8 protein-coding genes and 1 pseudogene are annotated in these 17,556 nt (G+C 67.3%); 5 read left to right on the top strand and 4 right to left on the bottom strand.

All coding sequences use genetic code 11. The features are described 5' to 3' along the window. The coding region (locus tag ACWCQ6_RS03570; RefSeq protein ID WP_451085108.1) for an endonuclease at positions 1 to 583 on the bottom strand (583 nt) is incomplete at its 3' end. Further along, entirely contained in the window at positions 580 to 1,203 is a 624-nt protein-coding gene (locus ACWCQ6_RS03565; RefSeq protein ID WP_451085107.1) for a DNA polymerase ligase N-terminal domain-containing protein, read from the bottom strand. The genes ACWCQ6_RS03570 and ACWCQ6_RS03565, both read right to left, overlap by 4 nt. 684 nt (positions 1,204 to 1,887) lie before the next feature. Between ACWCQ6_RS03565 and ACWCQ6_RS03560 the strand changes: the two genes are divergently transcribed. Then, positions 1,888 to 2,637 carry a hypothetical protein gene (locus ACWCQ6_RS03560; protein ID WP_451085106.1) on the top strand — a complete coding sequence of 250 codons (750 nt, stop codon included), beginning with the start codon at positions 1,888 to 1,890 and terminating at the stop codon, positions 2,635 to 2,637. A gap of 27 nt (positions 2,638 to 2,664) precedes the next feature. On the opposite strand, the gene ACWCQ6_RS03555 is transcribed toward ACWCQ6_RS03560, so the two are convergent. Then, positions 2,665 to 4,164 carry a CehA/McbA family metallohydrolase gene (locus ACWCQ6_RS03555; protein WP_451085105.1) on the bottom strand — a complete coding sequence of 500 codons (1,500 nt, stop codon included), beginning with the start codon at positions 4,162 to 4,164 and terminating at the stop codon, positions 2,665 to 2,667. Between the two features lie 275 nt (positions 4,165 to 4,439). Here ACWCQ6_RS03555 and ACWCQ6_RS03550 point away from each other — a divergent pair, with 275 nt between their 5' ends. From ACWCQ6_RS03550 to ACWCQ6_RS03535, 4 genes are all read left to right on the top strand, one after another. Further along, positions 4,440 to 5,285, top strand: coding sequence for an LLM class F420-dependent oxidoreductase (locus ACWCQ6_RS03550; RefSeq protein ID WP_451085104.1), 846 nt, complete (start codon positions 4,440 to 4,442; stop codon positions 5,283 to 5,285). 510 nt (positions 5,286 to 5,795) lie between these two features. Further along, positions 5,796 to 9,143: a LamG domain-containing protein gene (locus ACWCQ6_RS03545; RefSeq protein WP_451085103.1), complete on the top strand. Its 3,348-nt coding sequence runs from the start codon at positions 5,796 to 5,798 to the stop codon at positions 9,141 to 9,143. Between the two features lie 165 nt (positions 9,144 to 9,308). Further along, entirely contained in the window at positions 9,309 to 16,247 is a 6,939-nt protein-coding gene (locus ACWCQ6_RS03540; RefSeq protein ID WP_451085102.1) for a DddA-like double-stranded DNA deaminase toxin, read from the top strand. A gap of 331 nt (positions 16,248 to 16,578) precedes the next feature. Then, positions 16,579 to 17,172 (top strand): Imm1 family immunity protein, encoded by a 594-nt coding sequence (locus ACWCQ6_RS03535; protein ID WP_451085101.1) that lies wholly within the window; start codon positions 16,579 to 16,581, stop codon positions 17,170 to 17,172. A 160-nt stretch (positions 17,173 to 17,332) separates the two neighbouring features. On the opposite strand, the pseudogene ACWCQ6_RS03530 reads toward ACWCQ6_RS03535, so the two are convergent. Further along, a pseudogene (locus ACWCQ6_RS03530) lies at positions 17,333 to 17,554 on the bottom strand (GntR family transcriptional regulator); the annotation flags it as partial. Positions 17,555 to 17,556: the final 2 nt, after the last annotated feature.

Genomic DNA, 17,556 nt, shown 5'->3' with positions numbered 1-17,556 from the left:
CGCCAGGCCAGGTGGTCGTAGGTGTAGGCGGCATGGAAGCCGAGCTGCTCGGCGCGCTGCCAGAGCTTCTGGCCCTCGCTCCAGCGGTGGATCGGTTCCCGTCCACGTACGGCGCCGTCTCCGGCCATACGGCCTGCACCTCGCGTACGAAGATGTCCGCGCCGGCCGGGCCGATGCCCGGGGTCCGGCGCAGCCCGGCCCGCAGCACGTCCAGGTCGCCGTCGGCCTCCTCGCGCAGCCGCCGCAGATCGCCCCCGTACTCGTCGAGCAGGAGCAGTGCCCCGTCGCCGAGCTGGGTGGCGGTCCGTTCGTCGTAGCGCCGGTAGCCGCCCTCGCCCAGCGCGTCCACCCGCTGCTGCCAGGTCGCCTCGGCCATCCGGCGTGGTGAGCGCATGCCGTGGTCGAACAGTGCACGCGCCGCCGACACCGCCGCGGAGGCCCGGATGCGGGCGCTCAACAGATCGCTGAGGACGAGGAGTTGGTACAGCGGCTGCGGCGTGTTGCGCAGCCGGATCCCGGCCTCGTCCGCGTACGTGGTTCCGTAGCGGGAGAGCAGGACGGTCACGGTGTCGCGGGCGGTCACGGGGGCCCGCCTCCCTCCTCGGCCGCGACCTGGGCCAGGGTACGGCCGGTGCGGGCCGAACGCGCGAGGTAGGGGTCCGGGGCGTCGGGGCCCTCGTGGGTGGCCTGCCCGTCCTTGGCCTTGATCAGCAGCCACACCTCCTCGCCCGGGGCTTCGCCACCCTTGAAGCGGGTGAGGGCGAACTCGCCGTGCAGCCTGGTCCCGTCGAGCCAGAACGTCGCGTGCCCGTCCTCCAGGGACTGCCCGAACGGCACCGGCGCGCCCCATCGGTCGTGGCTGAGCGGCCGGTAGGTGCCCTGGTCCCAGACGATCACCGTGCCGCCACCGTTCCCGCCCTTCGTGATGACGCCCTCGAAGGTGCGGTACTCCAGCGGGTGGTCCTCGGTCGCGACGGCCAGCCGCCGCTCGCGCGGGTTCTCGGAGGGTCCGCGCGGCACGGCCCACGACTTCAGTACGCCGTCGACCTCCAGCCGGAAGTCGAAGTGCATGTGCCGCGCCTGGTGGATCTGCACGACGAAGCAGGGCGCCGCGGCCTTCCGTGTTCCGTCGCCCGTCCGTGCTCCGTCGTCCGTCCGGTCGCCGTTGCGCGTCCGGTCGTCGTTGTCGCCGGTCGCATTCATCCGGACACCTCCTACGGCAGCCCCCGCCCGGTGCTCCTTCCACTGTGACGCTCCCGGTCGCGAGGCGCACCGGGACTGGTTACGGCAGCTGCCCGGACGCAGGTATCTCGCCATCAAGTATCTTGACGTCGAGAGTATTCTCCGGGCGGTCTTCCCCTTGCTCAAGATCTCTTGATGTCAAGACATGCCTGTGGGCATGTCCGAGGGGGCGCGTGATGCGGCGAGGCGAAAAGGGCAAGGGCACGAAGGGCGGAAAGGGTGACGGGGAGGCGGGGGCCTCGAAGGGCACGCAGGGGCTGCTGGCGCAGCTGCGCAATCCGCCGGGCGGCCGCAACGCGCGGATCATGCTGCTCGCGCTGGCCGTCGACCGGACCGGCTCGGGGCTGTGGGCCGCCTCCTCGGTCCTGTATCTGACCTTCGTGACGCATCTGAGCGCCCAGCAGATCGGCGTCCTGCTGGGCGCGGCCGGGGTCGCGGGCATCGCCGGCTCGCCGCTGGCCGGGCGCCTGGCCGGCCCGGGGCCGGCCCGTCCGCGTACGCACAGCGGACTCCGAGTACCCAGCAGACCCTGGCCCGACGCGGGCCTTCCTGACACACTGTTCGCCTTCACCGGCGCCGGACGTCCTGCGGCCCGGGACAGGGGGATGCGGGGACGGTGGGCTCCGCGGGGGACGGAGGACAGCCGTGGCGCTGATGGCGCGGGACCGGGAGATCGTCGAGCGCTACCTGAAGCCGCCGGAGGAACGGATCCTGGACGACCGCCTCATCCAGGGCATCCAGCTCACCCGGTTCTGGTTCGGGGTCTCGATCGCGATGCTCGTGGAGGTCCCCCAGGCGGTGGCCCGCGACATCCCGCTCGTCGACTGGCTGGCCAACTGGTCCGCGTCCGGAGTGGTCAGACTGCTGGCGGCCCCCTTCCTGCTGCTGGTGACGGTGCCTCTGGTCGTCGCGGCCTTCCTCGCCCTCGTGAGCAGCGCGGACCGGCAGCGGATGACGGGGCGCCTGCGCGGGCCGTCCATCGCGGTCGGGATGTTCCTGGGCCACTGGCTGCTGCTCGCGGCCACCGCGGTCGGCCCGTTCTGGCTCGGCCACCACACGAGCATGCTGGTGGGCGGACTGACCTTCCTGGCCGGGCTCCCACTGCTCCTGCGGGCCGTCGGATTCGTGAGCATGTCGGTGCCGTGCGTCGCCCGCTACATGTTCCGCACCATGGAGATCCATCAGGCGCTGCCCGCGATGCTGACCGTGGTGCTCTCGTGGGAGCTGCTGCTGGTGGGAGAGCTGTTCCCGGTCCACGTCGTGAAGAACGGCTACGGCGCACCCCTCTGGCTGTCGCTGGGCGGCGCGCTGGCCACCACCGCCGTCGCGGCCTGGGAGATCGGCCGGCTGCGGGCCCGCCACGGCATACACCTGCGCACCCTGCCCAGCGCCTGAGCCCGGCCCGGGCCCGCCGGACAGGCCCTACCCCTCCAGGAACACCGGATTGGTGAGCGCCGCCAGTGCCCCCGGCAGCCCCGGCACCGTCGCCGGATGCCGGACCTCGGCCCGCACATAGGCCGCGTAGGCCGGGGTCGTACGCCACTGGACGGTCCCCGTGCCCGACTCCGGAAGCCCGGCCGTGAACAGCGTGCCCTGGTCGGTGACGAAGTGCGCGGTGCAGCCGGGCACCCCGCTCACCTCCAGCCGCACGGTGAGCGGGGTGTCGTCCCCGTCCACCCGCAGCCGCTCACCTATCCCGGCGTGCAGCCCGCGCCCGCCCGAGACACCGAAGGAGAGCGTGACGGCGGACGACTCCGCGATGTACGAGTGCCCGGCCCTGATCCCGGCCACGATCGCCTCGCGCGACAGTTCCTCGGCGAGGACGACGGTCTGCGGCAGCCCCACCACGTCCGGCTCCCGGTGCGCGTCGCTGTTGCCCATCGCCGCGACCCACGGCTTCGACCAACGGGCGGCGACCACCAGGGAGTTGTCCCACTCGGCGAGAGCGATCTCGTCCTCCGGGGAGTACGCCCCGTTCCACACCTCCACCGCGTCCGCCTCGCCGAAGCCGAACTTCCAGTGGCAGCCGACGCAGGTGGCGTGCGGATGGGCGGGCACCACCAGGCCGCCGGCCCGGCGCACGGCCTTCGCGTAGTGCCCGAACCGGTTGTCGCGGGCCCGGTAGCGCCAGTCCACGAACGTGCCCGGGTCGGTGGCCACCGCGAGCACATGCCCGTTGCGGGTGGTGATCTCCTCACCGGTGAGGACGAGCAGATCGTCGCCCCACAGCCCGTCCCACGCCCCGTGCGCGGAGTAGGTGTTGTGCTCGCTGCTGTTGATGAAGTCGAGCCCGGCCGCGCGCGCCGCGACGGCGATCTCGGCGGGGGTGCGCCTGCCGTCCGAGTGCACGGAGTGCAGATGGCAGTCCCCCCGGTACCAGGCCCGCCCGCGCCCCTTCGCCCGCTGAGGCGGATACACCGGCTCCGGCGTGGACCCGGCAGGTCCGAAACGCAGGGTGACCGTCACCTCGTACGGCAGCCCTTCGGGGGCGACGGTGTAGGGGCCGAGCGCGATGTGCCACGTACCGGCGCGCACCGGACCCGCGATGTAGCCGGGGGTCGCCTCGTCCGCCCGGATGAAGAAGCTGCCGCGCGCCCCGCCGGACCACCCCCGGAATCCGCGCCCGCCCAGTGCGGTGCCGCGCTCGTCGAAGATGCCGATGTCTAGGGCGTTGCCCTGCGTCCCGGCCGGCACGGGAGTCTTCTCGTACGTGTACGAGACGGCGATCTCCCGTACTCCGCGCGGTACTTCGACCGGCAGGTACACGAAGTCGGGCGACCCGGTCGGCAGGGTGCCGCGCACGGTCCTGGTCCGGTCCGTCCCGTCGTTGCCCCGGTCCGGGGCTGTGGCGTCGGCGAAGCTCACAGTGCCCAACGTTAGAGCGGTGGCGGCCGTGGCGACGAGAAGGCCGCGCCTGGCCATCGGGTGACCGTGAGCGGAATGCGATGCGGACATGCGAAGGGCTCCCCCGGGTGTCGTGAGCGGCACGGCACGGCGCGTGCGTCGAGGAACGACGCGCACCCGTAACCCTGGCGGCCGGCGGTGAACTCCGGAAGAACACCGGGACACCTGAACCGGCCGACCCCTCAACTCCCCACCCCACCCGTCCCCCTGACCTCCCGCATGCTCGGCTTTCCGCACCGCACGGCATACGTTGGGTTCTCGTCCCTCACCGGATCACGACGGAGGTGTCCCCCATGCGGATCGCCACAACGATCTTCCTCACCGATGAGACGATCACGCCGCTGCGGCTCGCCCGCGAGCTCGAACAGCGCGGCTTCGGCGGGCTCTACCTGCCCGAGCACACCCATATCCCGGTGAGCAGGGACACCCCCTCCCCGATGGGCGGCGAGCTCCCGCCCGAGTACGGCCGCACCCTCGACCCCTTCGTCGCCCTGGCCCAGGCCGCCGCCGTCACCGAACGCCTCGCGCTGGGCACCGGTATCACGCTCGTCGCCCAGCACGACCCGATCGACCTGGCCAAGCAGGTCGCCACCCTCGATCACCTCTCCGGCGGCCGGTTCACCCTGGGCGTCGGCTACGGCTGGAACGTCGAGGAGGCCGCGGACCACGGCGTGGACTGGCCGGCCCGCCGTGACCTCGTCCGCGACCGGATGGCCGTGATGCGCGCCCTGTGGGCGGACGAACCCACTGCGTACAAGGGCGAGTTCGGCTCTGTCCGGGCCAGCCACGCGTACCCGAAACCGGCCCAGGAGCCCCGCGGCCCGGTGAACGGCCCCCGCACCCTGATCGGTGGCGCGGCGGGCCCCAAGCTGTTCTCCCACATCGCGCAGTACGCCGACGGCTGGCTCCCCATCGGCGGCCGGGGCCTGACCGAATCCGTACCGAAGCTCCGCGAGGCCTGGGACGCGGCGGGCCGCGACCCGAAGCACCTCCAGGTCGTCCCGTACGCGGTGCTCCCGAGCGCGGGCAAGCTGGCGCACTACGCGGACCTGGGCATCGAGGAGGTCGTGCTGCAACTGCCTCCGGCGGGCGAGCCGGAGGTGCTGCGGGCGCTCGACGCGTACGCGGAGTTCCTCTGACCGACGAACAGGCGTCGGCGCTTCTGTCCGCCCTCAAGTTGTTCGCCGCCGTCAGGGCATATGCCCTTCGTGTATTTCTTCGTTCTCCTGTGAGCGATATGCGGAGGGGCCAGCTTCCTGCATGCGTAACTTCCTGTGGATCTGCTGTGTGTCAACGCCCGCTGTTTTCCCATACTTTCGAGGCTGATCTTCATCGGATCACCATGAGTGTGGAGACAGCTGGGGGGCTGCTGTGGTGCGGACGAGTGACGTTCAGGGCCGAGGGGTCCTCATTCACCGGGTGGGACCGAAGTGGTGAACAATCCCGGGCTCGGTCGACGAAGGGTGAATCGCCGCACGGTGTCGGTCCTGCTGGCGGCTTTGCTGGCGGCAGGCATGTCCGCGCTGCCGGGAGGGCAGGATCAAGCCTCTGCCGCTGTACCCGACGCTCTCGTCGAATCGGCCGCAGCGACAGGCGAGGCTCTCACCGAGCAGGCGGCCAGGGCGGCAGCCGAAGTCTCAGGTGAACCGGTGGAGGTGACAGGGCTCCGCCAGGAACGCCGCGAGGTGTTCGCCAATCCGGGCGGAACCTTCACCGCACACGAGTACACCCAGCCGGTGCGCACCTTGCGCAGTGGCGCATGGGTTGCCCTGGACGACACCTTGGAGCGGCGCGAGGACGGCTCCTGGTCGCCCAAGGCGGTGACTGTCGATGTGCGTTTCTCAAGCGGAGGCAGCGGCCCGTTCGCGCGCATGGGGAAGGCCGGTCGCGAGTACGCGCTGACCTGGCCGGGCGCCCCGCTGCCGGAGCCGAAGGTCGATGGGAACACCGCGCGCTACGAAGAAGTGCTTCCCGGCGTCGATCTGATGGTCCGTGCCGAGGCAGAGGGCTTCGCACACTATCTCGTCGTCAAGACCGCTCAGGCGGCTGCGGATCCGCGACTGGACAACATCGAGCTCGGGCTCTCGACCAAGGGCCTGAAGGTCGAACAGACCGAGAGCGGAGGGATACGGGCGGTCGACGAGGCCGTTGGCGGAACGGTGTTCGAGGCCGCGAAGGCCGTCATGTGGGACTCGACACCGAGCGGTGCGAGTCCCTCCGCAGCTGTCCTGCCGTCCACGCGGCAGACACCTCTCGATGTGGCTGAGCGAGGCCGCAAGGCCGCGGTCGGCATGACGATCAGGGACGACCAGATCACGCTGACCCCGGACCTGGGCCTGCTGCGCGGCACGGACACCGTGTATCCGGTGGTCGTCGACCCGATCCCGCGGACGACGAACCGCACGGCTTGGTCAGGGGTCATGTCCGGAATGCCGACGGAGCAGGACTGGGCATACTCGGGCAGCGCGGGGATGGGCAAGTGCCCCATGGATTACAGCCCCGCGAGCTGTGCGGGTGTCGGTGTGCGCCGGCTGCTCTTCACGTTCCCCATGAGCGCTTACAACGGGAAGCAGATCCTGAGCGCTCAGTTCTCCGCACGCCTGGAGCATGTGTACTGGGCCGACGCGCGGGCCGAACCCGTGGACCTCTACCGCATCGGGGGCAAGGACCGGACCATCACTTCAGGAAGCAATTGGTCCAACACCAAGGACGACTGGGCTTCTTATCTCCTCACGCTCGACAAGAAGATCTCGCCCACCGCCTGCTCCAGCGGAGCCAACCTGAACTTCAGCGGCGGGAAGCTCCTGACCGAGGTCCAGGCGGCGGCGAAGGGATCCTGGAAGAGCATGTCGCTGGGGCTGAGGGCCAAGGACGAGTCGAGTTATGGGGGTTGGAAGAGGGTCTGCGGCAACAGCTATCTGAAGATCGAGTACAACACGCCGCCCAGTCAGGTCGACTACAAGCTGATGTCGTCCAACCCCGGGGGGAAGTGTGCTTGGGGTACCGGGCGCCGCTACACGAACGTACTCCCGACGCTGCTCGCCGAGGCCCGGGACCCGGACCACACCGCTACGCAGACCGACCAGGTGAAGATGCAGTTCGAGGTGCGCTGGAAGGTAGGCACAGAGGAAAAATTCTTCACCTACGACACCGGTTACAAGTCCCCCAACAAGGGGACGCTGTTCAGCTACCAGGTGAAGCAGCAGTCGGCCGGGCAGCCTCAGATTCCGCAGGGCCAGGTCATCTACTGGGCTGCCAGGGCCTACGACGGCGATGCATGGGGGCCCTGGAGTTCTTCCGGTGATCCGGCTCAGCGCTGCGAATTCATCTGGGACAGCACCGTACCGGCACCTCCCGTGGTCACCTCCGCCGACTATCCGTCGGATGAGCAGTGGCATCGTGGGGTGGGCCTGCCGGGCAAGTTCACGTTCAAGGCCGCGGACAAGGACGTGAAGGAGTATCGCTACGCCTTCGACGACGACGCCGTGAAGACGGTCGCCACTACGTCGGGTGCCGCAGTCACACTGGAATGGACGCCTACCTGGGCAGGCCAGCACTCGGTGACGGTCGAGGCATTCGACGGTGCCAACAACTCCAATCTGGTTCCGGCTTCGTACGTGTTCCTCGTGACGGACGGCAAACAGCCGACAGGACAATGGAATCTGGCCGACGAAGCCGGCAGCGCCCAGGCGCACGATGAAACCGGACGCCACCCGGCTGAGCCCGGAACCGGAGTCGGGTTCGGGGTACCAGGGCCCGGCGGCGCGGTGGACAGCGCGGCGCGCTTCGACGGCTCTGCCAATGCCTACCTCGACACCGGGGCCACCGTCGTCGACACCGAAAAGAGCTTCACCGCGAGCGCCTGGGTCAGGCCCGACGTGCTGGACCACAGCATGACAGTGCTCAGCCAGGACGGCGTCAGTGCTCCAGGTTTCTCTCTCGGCTACGACGCGGCTGATGCGAACTGGGTGTTCTCCACGCCGGACGCAGATGTCGCCGTCCCGAGCCCCTGGCGTGCCGTAGCCCAAGGCTCAGAGGTGATGAAGGGCGAGTGGGCACTGCTCACGGGTGTCTTCGATGCCCAAGCATCCAGTGGCCCCGAGCTGCGGATCTATGTCAACAAGCAACTGGTGGGATCAGCGCACCGGGACACCTCGTGGTCTTCCCGGGGCAGCCTCCAGATCGGTCGTGCACTGTCCGGGAGCGGGTACCGGGATCACTTCCAGGGCGACCTCGCGGAAGTCAGGGTCTTCGACCGTGCGCTGCCCGTCGAGGAGATCGCCCAGCTGACGAAGGTCAAGCCGCAACGCAAGGCGTACTGGCCGCTCGAATCCGCTGTGGGCAGCGATTCGGCGAACGTGCAGACGGATGGCCAACCGCTCGCGCTTCACGGCAACGCAGCCATCTACACCCCCGCGTCCGTGGACGACGAACCGGCCCTTGTCGACAACGGGAGCCTGATGCTCGACGGCTCCGGAGACTGGGCGTCGACGGGCAGCCCCGTGGTGACGGCGGAGGACAGTTACACCGTGGCGGCGCGGGTCAGGCCCACCACCATTGACGCACAGAAGAGCCAGACCGTTCTGTCCCTCCCGGGGCAGAACGCCGACCGGCTGGCTGTGCGGTACCAGGCCACCTCGGGGCAATGGGAACTGGCCGTCACCGATGCCGACAGCAACACCGCCAAGGTCACGACCGTCACCGATGAAGAGGTCCTGCCCAGTACCGACGCCGGAGGTCAGCATCTGGCCGTGGTCTTCGACGCCTCCACGCATGAGGTGCGCCTCTTCGTCGACGGGCAGCTGACATCGACGGCCAGAGGTTTCGACTACACGACGTGGCCCACGAGCGGCGGGCTTCAGGTCGGCCGGTCGGCGCAGGCGGGCGGCAGCGACTACTTCGCGGGAGTGATCGATGAAGTCCGCGTCTATGCCGGAGCGGTTGACCCCGTCTCGATCAGCCGTATGAGTGTCCCGAGCGGAGACCCGGACATGTAGTGCCGGTGGTTGCGGTGGTCGAGGCAGCGGCTGCTGCTCCGACCACCGCAACCACGCCCCAACCGACCTCTGAACGAATCAAGTCTGCCCTTGCGGAGCTGTGTGATGTCTATGCGTGGTCGTCTTCTCGCCCCCCGTATGCCACGGCGTGCCGCAGGCGCGCTCATGTTCGGTCTGGCCCTCGTGCTGACTGCGGGCAGTGCTCAGGCCTTGCCTCCCAAGCTGGAGGCCGTCGGTCTTCCGTCCCTCCCCGATGACCCCGATCCAGCCACGACCAAGGACGCCGGAAAGGCTTCGCGGCCCGCCGACCCGGCGAAGAGGGCGGCTGCCACCGACTTAGACCCGGTCGTCTGGCCGACGGCCGGCAGTGCGGAGGCCACCGTCTCCGCATCGGCATCGCTCATCGCCGGCCGCGCGGTGGGTAAATCCGCTGCCCTCACGACGAGACCCGGTGGGATTCCGGTCACCGTGTCCCCGGCCAGGGGTTCGGCCCCGGCTGCCGCAGGAGCGACACCGTCGAAGGTCAGGATCTCCTCGCTCGGGCATGGCGCAGCGCAGAAGTGGGGAAGCGCCGCACTTCTCACCGTGCAGCGCGCGGACGGTGTGGCCAAGTCGGGGCTCGTCGAACTCTCCCTGAGCTACGCGGCGTTCGCCGACGGAGCGGGTGGTGCCTATGGATCGCGACTGCGACTGGTGGAGCTTCCCGCCTGTGCGGCGGTCGCGTCTCCGGCCGACCCGTCCTGCAGGGCTGTGCCCAAACCCATCAGATTCGAGAACAACTCGGCACGCAAGACCCTGACGGCCCGCGTGTCCGCCTCCTCGTCCGAGGCGGGTAACGGCGGTGCGGTCTACGCGGTCGCCGCAGGCGATTCGTCTGCCAAGGGCGATTACAAGGCGACCAGTCTCGCGCCTTCCGCGAGCTGGTCGGTCGCGGCATCCTCGGGAGGCTTCTCCTGGGACTACCCGATTCGCGCGATTCCCACCCCGGGAGGTTTCACTCCCACGGTGGGATTCGGCTACTCCTCCCAGTCGGCGGACGGCCGTACAGCCGCCACCAACAACCAGGGCTCATGGATCGGCGAAGGGTTCAGCTACGAGCCCGGCTACATCGAGCGCTCGTACAAGCCGTGCTCCGAGGACGGACAGAAGACATCGGCGGAGCAGTGCTGGGCCTTCGACAACGCCACGATCATGCTCAACGGCATGTCCGGCGAACTGATCCAGGACGACAAGACGAAGGAATGGCACCTCTCCTCGGACAATGGCGCGCGGATCGAGAAGTTCGACGCCACCACCGCCGCGTATCCCGTGGACAACGGTGACAACGACGGGGAGCACTGGAAGCTCACCACCACGGACGGCACGGAGTACTACTTCGGACGGAACAAACTGCCGGGCTGGACCACGGGCAAGGAAGAGACCTCCTCCACGTGGACCATGCCGGTGTTCGGCAACGACCCGAAGGACCCCTGTTACGACGCCACGTTCGCCATGGCGCATTGCAAGCAGGCATGGCGGTGGAACCTCGACTACGTCAAGGACCTCCACGGCAACGTCATGTCGTACTACTACGGGGCTGAGAAGAACCGCTATGCCCTGAATGCCAAGACCGATGTCAACGGCACCGAGTACGACCGCGGCGGGTACCTCAAGCGCATCGACTACGGCCAGCGGGACGGCTCGGTCTACTCGTCGAAGGCCCCGGCCCGCATCGCCTTCGACGTAAAGGAACGCTGCATACCGGACGCGGACTTCGACTGTGCCGAGTCGAAGTTCACCGCCGCCAACGCATCGCACTGGCCCGACACCCCCGTCGACCAGTACTGCAAGGCCGACACCAAGTGCGCCGTCACACAGTCCAGCCAGACGTTCTTCACGACGAAGCGCCTCGTCGCGGTCAGGACCCAGATGAGCACCGGCCCGGGGGTGTCCGACTACAAGGACGTGGACGCCTGGACCCTCACCCACTTCTTCACCGACAACGGGGACCAGACCAAGACGCTCTGGCTGTCCAAGATCGACCACGAGGGACGGGCCGACCACCTGGGGCAGGGCGGCGCTCCCGCCAAGCTGCCGTCCGTCGTTCTCCAGGGAGTCCACCTGAAGAACCGGGTCGACAGCACTACGGACAACACGGACGCCATTCACCGGTACCGCCTCGCCACTGTGCTCAGCGAGACGGGCGCGCAGCTGGACATCAAATACGCCGAACCCGACTGCACACCGAGCTCCTTGCCGGCTCCGGGTGCGTCCGTCAAGCGCTGCTTCCCGGTCGTGTGGGCCCCGCCGGGGAGCATCGAGCCGCGTACGGACTGGTTCCACAAGTACGTGGTCGAGGAGGTTCTGGAGAGCGATCGCACCGGTGGCGGCGAAGACCGGACGACCCGGTACTCCTACAAGGGAGACGCGGGCTGGCGTCATGCGGAACCGGACGGCATGACCGACGCCAAGTTCCTGACCTGGGGCCAGTGGCAGGGATACGGCAAGGTGGCCGTCACCAGCGGCAACCCCCAGGAGATGAAGTCGCGGATCGACTACACCTATCTTCAGGGCCTGGACGGCGATCGGACCCCCGGCGGAAGTCCGAGGACCGAGAAGATCAAGGACTCGACCGGCGTCGAGTACACCGGCCACAAGGAGTTCACCGGTTTCGAGATCGAGACAGCGACCTACGACAAGGGCAAGGTCGTATCCAAGGTCATCAACGAACCGTGGAAGTTCGACACGGCCACCCAGACCCGGGCATGGCTGACCAGCCATGCGACGGCCGTCAAGACGAAGAGCACCAGGGGCTACACGGCCATGCCCGGCGACACCTGGCGCACCACCAAATCCGTGTCGGAGTACGACACGGGAACCCCGAACGTCCGGCTGGACCGGACTGAGGACTTCGGCGATCTCGCCACCGACGAGGACGACACCTGCACCCGGCTCTGGTACGCGGACAACGAAGCGCTGAATCTCTACGAACTGCCCTCGCGCAGTGAGGCCGTCACCGTCGACTGTTCCGCGACCCCGGACCGCAGGACCGACGTGCTGGCGGACGAACGCACGCTCTACGACAACCAGGCGTTCGGTGCGGCGCCCGTCCGCGGTCTTCCCACCTCGACACAGCGCCTCACCTCGCACAACGGCACCACCGGCACCTACCAGGTGACCGGCACCACGGAGTACGACCAGTTCGGGCGCCCCACCGCTCAGCAGGACGCCAAGAAGTGGGGGGCGACGACCGAGTACACCGACGTGAACGGCCTGATCTCGCAGACCACGGTCACCAATGTGGAGAACCAGGTCACCACCACGGACTACGCACCGGCGTGGGGAGCGTCTACCGGTCAGACCGACCCCAACGGCAAGCGCACGGACCTCGCCTACGACGCGCTGGGCCGGCTCACCTCCGTGTGGCTGGCGGACAGGCCGAAGACGAAGACGCCGAGCATCAAGTACTCGTACCTCGTCCGCCAGGACGACGCCGTCGTGGTCAAGACGGAGAAGATCGACAACAACGGTGGCTACGGAGCCGAGTACCAGTTCTACGACAGCCTGCTGAGACCCCGGCAGTTGCAGACCGAGGGCCAGGACGGCACTCGCATGATCGGTGATGTCTTCTACGACGGGTCCGGGAACGTCAGGAAGACCAACGCCACGTACAACGCGGCCGGTGCACCGGCGGACAAGCTGCAGACCGTTGCCGACGGCGAGGCCGGTGGCCAGACGCTCTACGAGTACGACGGCCTGGGCCGCGCGACTGCCCAGATATTCCAGGTCGCCGGTGTCGAGCAGTGGCGCACCACCACGGTGTACGAGGGGGACCGGACTCACGTCGACCCGCCGACCGGCCAGTCCCCGACCACAACGATCACCGATACCGCCGGCCGGGTCGTCGAGCTGCGCAAGTACCACGGGCCCTCGCCGGTTCCCTCCGGGCCGGGCGATCAGTACGACTCGACGACTTACTCCTACACCAAGGGCGGCCTCCTGAAGACCGTCACCGACGCGAAGGAGAACACCTGGCGCTACGAGTACAACCAGCTCGGGCTGCGCACGAAGAGCGTCGACCCGGACTCGGGCACCACGGAATTCACGTATGACGAGCTCGATCGCCCGGTGACGACCACGGTCAATTCCGTCAACAAGACATCCATGGTCTACGACAAGCTGGGCCGCCCTGTCACCACGTGGTCCGGAGAGCCGGAGACCGGCACCAAGCTCACCGAGACCAAGTACGACAAGCCCGGCTGGGTGGGGTACGCCTGGGCTTCGTACCGCTACGTCAACGGCACCGAGTCCTACGCGTCGGTCACCCAGGACATGGACTCGATGTACCGTCCGAAGAAGACGGCCTACACCGTCCCGGCGTCCGAAGGCGCGCTTGCCGGCACGTACACCTTCACCACCACGTACAACCCCGATGGCACCGTCAAGGGCCAGGGAATGCCGGCGGCGGGCGCACTCACGGGCGAGGCCATCGCCTACACGTACGACGAGTTGCAGCGCCCGGTTTCGATGACGGGCAAGACGTCCTACGTCACCAGGACCCAGTACGGGCCGACCAGCCTGCTCAAGGCACTTCACCTGTCCACCGGCCAGGGCAAGGCCATTCAGCATTCCTTCGAGTACGAGCGCGGCACGGACCGCATGACCAACTCAACGCTGAGGGTCGTCGATTCGGCAGGCGCGGCGCAGTCGTCCAACTACAGCTACGACGAAGCCGGGAACGTCCTGGCCATCACGGACACGGCCGGTCCCCTGCCCGATGTCCAGTGCTTCGCCTACGACGGCGGCCAGCGCCTCACGGATGCCTGGACCCCCGCGGCCACGGCGGACGAGGCGGCAGGTTCCGGCACGAAGGGCAGCGACCTCACCAACGGCACACCGACGGCGTGCGAGGCCGCCCCGGGAGCGAAGAGTCTCGGGGGCCCGGCCCCGTACCGGAAGTCCTACGAGACGGACTCCATCGGCAACCGCACGAAGGACGTCACCTACGACGTGGGCGGTGACGCGTCGAAGAACGTCACGCGCCACTTCACCTACGGCGAGAACGGCGCCGGCCCGCACGCGGTGACCACGGTCGTGGAGAACACCCCGACCGGCGACAAGAAGTCCACGTACGGCTATGACGACGCCGGAAACACCACCATGCGCACCATCGGCGGTGACACGCAGAGGCTCGACTGGGATGCGAGCGGCGACCTCACCAGGACGACGGAGGCCAACGGGGACGAGACCAGCTACGTCTACGGTGCCGACGGCTCCCGGGTCCTCAGGCGAGATGAGAAGGCGACCACGGTCTACCTCCCCGGCATGGAACTGCGCCTGCCGAAGGGCGCTACCGCGGTGGAGGCCACGCGCTACTACAGCTATGCCGGTCAGACCATCGCGGTCCGGCAGAACGACAACAAGCTGACGTTCCTCTCCGCGGACCATCACGGAAGCGCCGAACTGGCCATCGACTCGACGACGCAGGCTGTGACCCAGCGACGTTTCGATCCCTATGGGGTGGCCCGTTCCGAGCCCACCGGCGAGTGGCCCGGAGAGAAGGGCTTTGTCGGCGGCACGGTCGACGAGCAGACCGGGCTGACGCATCTGGGAGCGCGAGAGTACGACCCGGGGCTGGGCAAGTTCATCTCGGTCGATCCCGTCATCGACTACACCGATCCACAACAGATGAACGCGTACGCCTACGCGAACAACAGCCCCGTCACTCTGTCCGATCCGAGTGGACTCCTGCCTTGTGCACCCGGGGTGCCTGAGCGGGGCAACAGCTGCGGAGGTGGTTGCACCCTCTTCTGTTCCGGCGAAGTGGGGGATACACAAGCACATCTGGAAAAGGCGACGGGCGACAGGAATGCCGCCAGGGCCCAGCAAGGACAGGCAAAACAGCGCATCAAGCAGACCGCCAAGGCGCTCGTCAAAATCGTCCGGGACCTCATAGGGGTCGACGCCGCGCTGGACTGCTTCTCCAGCGGGGATCTCGGCGCCTGCGGCGAAACGCTGCTGAACGTCGCGGGCAGCTTCGCCGGTGGCCTGGCCGGCAAGATCCTGGCCAAGTACGGGCTTCCCTGGAAATGGGCCAAGGGCGTCAAGCTGGCCAAGCGGGTGGTCGGCCTGGTCGGCGACCTCATCAGCGGCGTCAAGGACCTGATGAAGTCGTCCAGGGCGCTGAGCAAGGCCGAGGACGCGCTGGCCGTGGCACGCGCCAAGGCCAAAGCCGCACTGAGCAAGCTGAAGAGGAGCGAACCGACCGGTTGCCACAGCTTCCTGCCAGGTACGAGAGTGCTCCTGGCCGACGGCTCGACCAAGCCGATCGAAAAGGTGAAGCTCGGCGACAAGGTGGTCGTCACAGACCCGGCGACGGGCAGGACAAGCATCCGAGAGGCCGTCGGCACCATCGTCACCGAGGACGACAAGACCTTTGTCGACCTGACGATCGTCCCGAAGAAGGGCGCCCCGGCAACGCTCGTGGCGACCACGACTCACCCGTTCTGGGTCGTGTCCGAGAACGCCTGGCTCGATGCGGGTGACCTGCGGCCGGGAATGGAACTCCGGACGGCCGCGGGCGACATCGCCACGGTCGAGGCCACCCGCCACTTCGACCAGCGACAGCGCACGCACGACCTCACTATCAGTGACGTCCACGCGTACTTTGTGCTGGCGGGGGTCACGCCGGTCCTCGTGCACAATTGCGATGACCCAATTGAGGCGATTGAGTCCGTTGCAGATGGCCTTTCTGGGAAGAAAATTACTACCGGCCAGGTAATTGATGATGCAGGCGCGAAAGTCGGTCCGACGGTATCCAGCGGAGAAGGAGGATCCTGGTCGAATATCGCATCGTTCCTTAAGTCGTCCGGATTGCGCCATCCGCCCACCGGGGAATCCTTTCCAGCCGCATCTCACGTCGAATCAAAGATCGCCTGGGCTATGCGAAATAGAGGCATCCAGAGAGCGGCCGTTGTAATCAACAGAGAAGCGGGAGTTTGTGCTGGACCATATTCGTGCTCCGCGGCTGTGCCAGCGATCCTTCCAGCGGGATCAAGTCTGACCGTCTGGTATCGAGGGGCCTCAGGAAGCATCGAAGGAGTTTCGATACTAGGCAGGGGTTGAGCGTCCGCTTGAATGGCCAAACTACCGACCACCCCGCACGTGTGTAAAGGTCTTGCCCACCCGGTCTACCCGTCGCCGGGTCCGCCAGTAATAACGCCACGATAGTGGCGAATATTGAGGCATTCCGGGCCCCCTTTCCCGGGAAAGGGGGCCCGGAATCATCGGTCGGCAAGGGTTTGCGCCCGGAAGGGCGACATCGGCGCTGCGGCGACGGTCTCGAACCGCAGACCTGCATTCGAGGTGATATTGTGTCATGAGTCGCCGGAGGGTCATTAACACCCTCCGGCTATGCGCCCCTTGCATGCAGGCGCACGGCCTCAAGGAGTCAGAATTGATTCTGAATATATTCACCAATGGTCAAACGTACTATTCTGCGGAATGGTCGGTTGCTCGGCGAATCATCGACGAGGTCTTTGGAAATCTTCGAGAGGTTGGCGATTCTGTCGCGAGCTCGGCGGGTGAGGGGGTGGCTGTCGAGTTCACGCTGTCCAAAGGTCGGGTGAACGGAATCGAGGCATTGCAGAATTTTGATAGCTATCTACACGTCGCCATCAATTATCGGACCGGATACGGCGCCCTGAAGTGGTTGCTTCCTCCGGGTTCTGCCGTTTTGAGTGACGTCGCCATCGCCGAGCGTGTCTGGATTTCCGATAATCCCACACCGCCCGACATGGATCCATATGTCATTTCGGATCCAGGTCTGCCGCACTACCACCACCTGCGTAGCGCATTGCCCATTCCTGCAGTTCGAGCTGCCGCGGAGGAGTTCTGTCGAACCGGCACCGGAATGAGGCCTTCGTGTATCGAATGGACGCCTGGCGATCTCAGTGGTAGGCGTCTTGGCGTTCCTGATTCAAGGATTTCTGCTGCCTACTGCGACGACCCGTGGTGTGATATTTCAGAACCTGGCCACCCATGCCACTGAGAGAGTGTGGATTCAGGGTCAATCCACGTGCCGCAGTGAGTCTTCGTTTTCACGATCAGTCCGCCGCAAGGATGCACAGATAGTGGCCTAAGTCTTAAAACTGATGCCCCGCCAGGGCTTCCTTGAGTCCCTTTCGTAGGCTGGTTCGGAGCGCGAGCTCGAAGAGGGCCTGCAGCCGGGTCACCGCGAACACGGTCCGGGTCTTGCCCCGGCCCGCCAGCCACTTCCGCCGCACCACCTGATCCCCGGCCTCCAGGTCGAAGATCTCCGCCACATACAGCGGCGGCGTGATCGGTTCGGCGGCAGTCACCCGGCTCGTCTCATCCTCGGCCAGGAATGACTTCACCCGCTGGACCCGGGTCAGGCGGTCCCTAGCCGACAGCA

It is taken from the genome of Streptomyces sp. NPDC001880 (genome assembly GCF_053594575.1).
Note: the sequence above shows the minus strand (reverse complement) of the source record. Positions and strands in the feature narration are given on the sequence as shown.